The organism is Inquilinus sp. (genome assembly GCF_039594555.1).
Lineage (GTDB): Bacteria > Pseudomonadota > Alphaproteobacteria > DSM-16000 > Inquilinaceae > Inquilinus.
In genome coordinates this window covers 1-5,624 of sequence record NZ_JBCNNF010000440.1, presented here as the reverse complement: position 1 = coordinate 5,624, position 5,624 = coordinate 1, and the positions used below count along the sequence as shown (strand labels likewise).

Sequence of the window (5,624 nt, the reverse complement as noted above, 5' to 3'; positions counted from 1 at the left end):
ATCAGCCCTTCGTCGACCTCGGCTACCGCCACATCGCGATCGCCGGGATGAAGGGCTACAACGGCGTCGCCGTGATCTCGCGTCTGCCCTTCGAGAGCCACGAGATCCGCCACTGGTGCGGCAAGGAGGATTGCCGCCACATCGCCATCCGCCTGCCGGACGGGGTCGAGGTGCATAATCTGTACATTCCGGCCGGCGGCGACATCCCGGACCCGGCGGTGAACGAGAAGTTCAAGCACAAGCTGCAGTTCCTGGACGAGATGACGGCCTGGTGGCCGCAGAACCGCACGCGCGACCAGAAGATGATCCTGGTCGGCGACCTGAACATCGCGCCCCTGGAGAACGACGTCTGGTCGCACAAGCAGTTGCTGGACGTGGTCAGCCACACCCCGATCGAGGTCGAGAAGCTGGGGGCGATGCAGTCGACCCTGGGCTGGGTCGACAGCGCCCGCACCTTCGTGCCGCCGGAGGAGAAGCTGTACACGTGGTGGAGCTACCGCGCCGCCGACTGGGAGCTGTCGAACCGGGGCCGGCGGCTGGACCACATCTGGGTCACCCCGCCTCTGGCCGGCGGCCTGAAGGCCCACCGCACCCTGCGCGAGGCCCGCGGCTGGGAGCCGAAGCCGAGCGACCATGTGCCGGTGGTGGTCGACGTCGAGGTTTAAAGCACGGTCTCGGCGTTTCGCGTTGCCTCTCCCACAGGGCAAGGCGTTTTCAGAATCCCCAAACCGTCATTGCGAGCGCAGCGAAGCAATCCATCGGGCAGCCAGTAGCGGCGCCATGGATTGCTTCGTCGGCTTCGCCTCCTCGCAATGACGCTCGGAGTCAGGCGTTGATGGGCCGCCGGTACAGATAATACCGCCCGGGCGAGACGCCGTCGGGCTCGGGCAGTTCCTCCCAGCCGGTGCCGGCGAAGCCGATATTGGCGACGACCACGCCGCCCGGCGCCAGCACCGGGCCCAGCAGCGGCGCCAGCGCCGCCGCCAGAGCCCGGTTGGCGATGTCGTCGCCGGTGCCGAGATCGGCGTGGATCAGCGCCACGCCCCGAGGGTGCGCCGCGACGAAGCCCGGCATCGTCTCCAGCACCTCGCCCAGCACCATGCGGTCGCGCGGCGGGATGCAGCCGGGATGGGCGGCGATGTGGCGGTCGAACACCCAGATCGCGCGGTCCGGCATGGCCTCGCGCAGATGGTCGTAGGTGCGGCCGTTGCCGAGGCCGAGTTCCATGACGTCGCCGGGCAGCCCGGCGATCTCGCGCGCGGCCCAGTCGAGGCAGGCGCGCTGCGCCTGCATCCGGCGGATGAAGCTGTCGAGGCGGCTCACGGTCCGGGTCAGGCCGTCAGCCGGGCGCGGGCCGCTTCCTTGGTGGTCCGCTCGAGACGCAGCGCGAGGACGCGCATGATCTCGATCGCCATCTGGGGAAACTCGGTGATCATGCGGAAGAACTGGTCCTTGGCGATGACGAGGGCGGTGACGTCGGTGCGGGCCTGCACCGTGGCGGTGCGCGGCACGTCGCAGAGGATGGCGATCTCGCCGACGAAGTCATTGCGGCCGACCGAGGCCACGGTCAAGGGTCCGGTCTCCGCATCGACGACGACGTCGGCCTCGCCGTCGATGATGATGAAGGCGGCGCGGCCGATCTCCCCCTGCCGGCACAGCACCTGCCCCGCGGGGAAGCGGACGCGCTCGCTGGTGAAAGCGAGAAGCTTCAGCTTCGACGTGTCGATATTGGCGAAAAGCGGGATCCGCTTCAGCAACTCGACTTCTTCCGCCAGGCTCACCGATCTGTCCTCCAGCTCCCTGTTCGCATTCTACTCCGCTTCCAGCAATTCGTGCAGTGCGCTGCCGTTGCGGTTCAGCGTCTGGAAGTCGCCGCGCTCGACGATGCGGCCATGCCGCACCACGACGATGTCGGCGAACTCCCGCGCCATGCTGGGCCGATGCACGCCCCAGATCAAGCCGCGGCCGTGCCGAAGCTCGCGGATGGTGCGGTGGACCCGGCTCTGTGCCACCCCGTCGAGGGCCGAGGTGGCCTCGTTCAGCAGCAGAAGGTCGGCGTTCTTGAGCAAGGCGCGGCCGAGCCCGACCTTCTGCCGCTGCACCGCCGAGAGCCGGCTGCCGGCGACGCCGACCGAGAAGTCGAGCCCGACCGCGATGACGCTGTCGCGCAGCTCGACCTCGTCGACCACGGTCTGGATCAGCGCCTGCACCCGCTCCGCCGCGTCCGGCCGGCCGTAGCGGATCTTGCCGAACAGGATGTTGTCCTGCAGCGACGCCGCCTCGTTGAACTTTTCGGCGTCGAAGAATTCGATGAACGGCCGCAGATCCTCCGGCAGCTCGGCCGCGAACACCTTGCGGGCCTCCAGCAGCCGCTGCTGCAGGTCGGCCTCGAACACACCCAGGCGGTGGCGGGACGGCACCAGCTTGAACGGCAGCGACAGGAGGCGGGTGCGGTCGGCCGGGCGCAGCGCCGCCGTGCCCTCCTTCTTCGCCCGCATCACGATCGGCTGGAACTCGGGCAGGTCCTCCGAGCCGATGAAGCTGAACTGTTCGAAGAACTCGTGGCCGGGCGGCAGGTCGGCGAACAGCTCGACCATGGTCTCGGCCATCTGGGCGCCGACCTGGATGAACTCCTCCATCAGGCCGGTGCGCTGCAGCACCGACAGCACATACTCGTTCTCGGCCAGCGCGTCATAGGCGAAGACCGGGCCGACCGGCGTGCCGAACAGCAGGTTCTCGGCCACCGAGGCGGAGCTGTTGAAGCGGTCGGCATCATACAGCTCGACCAGGTCGCCGAGGTCGCTTTCGGCCAGGGTCTTGCGCACCGAGACGCGCGCCGCCAGCACCCGGTCGGCGACATCGGGCGCCTTGTCCGGGTCGATCGTGCCGTTTAGGCCGATGCGGTAGACATCCTGCTCCATATCGACCGCCTGCAGGATCTCCAGCGCCTTGTCCTGCAGCGCCTCCGGCCCGTCCACCCCGGCCGCCTGGTAGTCGATCCAGTCGGCGTTGATGTCGAAATCGGTGTTGCCCGATGCCTGGGACGCCGCCGCCCGCCGGGCCTGGCGGCGCTTCGCCGCCTCGTCCTCGTACTGCGCCTCGCGCAACGGCCGGTGGCAGAGGCCGTAATACAGGTTCTGCCGCAGCGTGCCGGTGAACATGTAGCTGTGGGCGCCGACATAGGCGATGCGCCGGCCGATCACCGACTCGCCCAGCGTCTCGTAGTCGTGCTCGCCGAGCCGGATCTTGCCGCTGGTCGGCGAAATCAGCCGCGCCATCATCAGCATCAGCTCGTCCTTGCCGACGCCGGAGCCGACGAGGGCGACCTGGCCGTCGGTCGGGAAGACGGCGGTCAACCCCTCGATCACCGTCATGCCGCTATCGTCGACCAGCGAGACGGCGGAGAAGCTGAGCTCCTTCGGCAGCGGCCCGTCGATCACCTGGTCGCCGGTGATGCGCTCGACCGGCAGCAGCTCCGGCGGCTGGAACTGCTCCACCACCTGCTCGTACTTGATCCGGACATCGGCCTGGCTCTGATAGTAGTCGAGCAGGTCCTTCCACGGCGAGGCCAGGTCCTTGTAGGCGGCCAGCACCGCCACCAGCGCGCCGAGCTGGATGTCGCCGCGGATCACCAACCAGCCGCCGATCGAATAGAAGAAGAACGGCGTCAGCTGGTTGATGAAGTTGTTCAGGAACTTGATGAAGAACTTGCGATTGTAGATCTCGAACCGGATGTCGTAGATCGTCCCCAGCCGGTCGGAGAAGTCCGCCAGATGCACCGCCGTGGCGTCATTGGCATGCATGTCGGTGATGCCGGAGACGGATTCGCCGATGCGGTCGGCCAGCTTGCGCACGGTGCGCACCCGCTCCTTGCCCAGCTGGTTCACCCGCTTCTGCAGCCGCGGGATCAGCCAGCCCTGCAGCGGGTACAGCGACACAGCCGCCGCCCCCAGGATCGGGTCCTGGACGAAGATGAAGTAGATGTAGACCAGCAGCGTCCCGGTCGACCAGATCGGCTGGACGAAGGCGTCGCCGATGAAGCCGCCCAGCGGCTCGACCTCCGAGGTGATCATCGGGATCATCTCGCCTTGGGAGGTCTTGCGGAAATGCGGCAGCGGGAAGCGCAGGATCCGGCAGTACAGCTCGTAGCGCAGCCGGCGCAGCATCCGCTCGCCCAGCTTGCCCTTGTAGACGTTGATATAGAGCTTGAAGCCGCCGTTGATGAACACCAGCGCCAGGAACAGGAACGACAGCAGCAGCAGGTATTCGATCCGGTCGAAGTGATAGCCGAACACCACCTTCGGGAAATCACCTGCGTGTTTGTCGTCGATGGCGCCGTTGACGATCTGCTTCGGCAGATCCAGCGAATAATAGACAAACGGAAACGAGATCAGCGTGATGACGAGGATATAGACCTGCTCGCGGCTGCTGTGCCGCAAGATAAACTTGAAGATATTGGAATCCATCGCGATCCAGGTCCAGCCTCGCCAGGCACCGCCGGACCATAGCGTGAACTTTCAAGGACGCAAAGCATGTGACGGCGGTCACCATCCGGGCAAAGGGTCCGGGTGACGGGTCGGAAGCCTTCGTGCTAAAAGCGCGCCGGACGGCAGGTGCCGTCCGCGTGCCCGTTCCGGTTCCCAGGTGACAAGGCTGCATGGCGAAGCGTACCGCTCAGGCCCGCATCCTGATCTACAGCCACGACAGCTTCGGCCTTGGCCATCTGCGCCGCTGCCGCACCATCGCGCATGCCCTGGTGGCGCGGCACAGCGACCTGTCGGTGATGATCCTGTCGGGCTCGCCGATCATCGGCAGCTTCGACTTCCGCAGCCGGGTCGATTTCGTCCGGATCCCGGGCGTGATCAAGCTGCGCAACGGCGACTACACCTCGCTGTCGCTGCATATCGACATCGAGGAGACGCTGGCCATGCGCGCCTCGATCATCGAGCACACGGCGGCGATCTTCGATCCCGACCTGTTCATCGTCGACAAGGAGCCGCTGGGCCTGCGCGGCGAGGTCAAGCAGACGCTGGAGATGCTGCGCGACCGCGGCACCCGCACCGTGCTGGGCCTGCGCGACGTGATGGACGAGCCGTCGCTGCTGGCCCCGGAATGGGAGCGCAAGAACGTCGTCCCGGCGCTGGAGAGCCTGTACGATCAGCTGTGGATCTACGGCCTGCCGGAGATCTGCGACCCGCTGGAGGACATCGAGCTGCCTGAATCGGTGCGCGCCCGCATGACCTATACCGGCTATCTGCGCCGGCGGGCGCCGACCAATGTTCCGGCCGAAGCGGCTCCGCTGCGCGACCCCTACATCCTGGTCACGCCGGGCGGCGGCGGCGACGGCGAGGACCTGGTCGACTGGGTGCTGTCGGCCTATGAGCTGGACCGGTCGATGCCCTGTGCCGCGCTGATCGTGCTGGGCCCGTTCATGCAGCGCGAGCGCCAGGCCGAGTTCATGGCCCGCGCGGCGCAGCTGGACGATGTCGAGGTCATCACCTTCGACGCCCGGATCGAGCATCTGATGATCCGCGCCGCCGGCGTGGTCGCCATGGGCGGCTACAACACCTTCTGCGAGATCCTGTCCTTCGACAAACGGGCGCTGCTGGTGCCCCGGGTGAGGC

The 5,624-nt window shown here is 67.0% G+C and carries 5 protein-coding genes; 2 read left to right on the top strand and 3 right to left on the bottom strand.

The window, feature by feature from the left end:
* Positions 1–665: exodeoxyribonuclease III (locus tag ABDW35_RS31060; RefSeq protein WP_343717713.1), on the top strand; the 665-nt coding region annotated here is incomplete at its 5' end.
* Positions 666–825: 160 nt separating this feature from the next.
* Here the strand turns inward: ABDW35_RS31060 and ABDW35_RS31055 are convergent.
* Genes ABDW35_RS31055 through ABDW35_RS31045 form a run of 3 tightly spaced genes read right to left on the bottom strand, consistent with a single transcriptional unit; the run spans position 826 to position 4,439 of the window.
* On the bottom strand, positions 826–1,323 hold the full coding sequence (locus ABDW35_RS31055; RefSeq protein WP_343717712.1) for a class I SAM-dependent methyltransferase: 498 nt from the start codon (positions 1,321–1,323) through the stop codon (positions 826–828).
* A gap of 8 nt (positions 1,324–1,331) precedes the next feature.
* Positions 1,332–1,781: a cyclic nucleotide-binding domain-containing protein gene (locus ABDW35_RS31050; RefSeq protein ID WP_343717711.1), complete on the bottom strand. Its 450-nt coding sequence runs from the start codon at positions 1,779–1,781 to the stop codon at positions 1,332–1,334.
* 30 nt (positions 1,782–1,811) lie between these two features.
* Positions 1,812–4,439 carry an ABC transporter ATP-binding protein gene (locus ABDW35_RS31045; RefSeq protein WP_343717710.1) on the bottom strand — a complete coding sequence of 876 codons (2,628 nt, stop codon included), beginning with the start codon at positions 4,437–4,439 and terminating at the stop codon, positions 1,812–1,814.
* Positions 4,440–4,657: 218 nt separating this feature from the next.
* On the opposite strand from ABDW35_RS31045, the gene ABDW35_RS31040 reads away from it, so the two are divergent.
* Positions 4,658–5,624 (top strand): glycosyltransferase (locus ABDW35_RS31040; protein WP_343717709.1); only part of this gene is annotated, 967 nt, incomplete at its 3' end.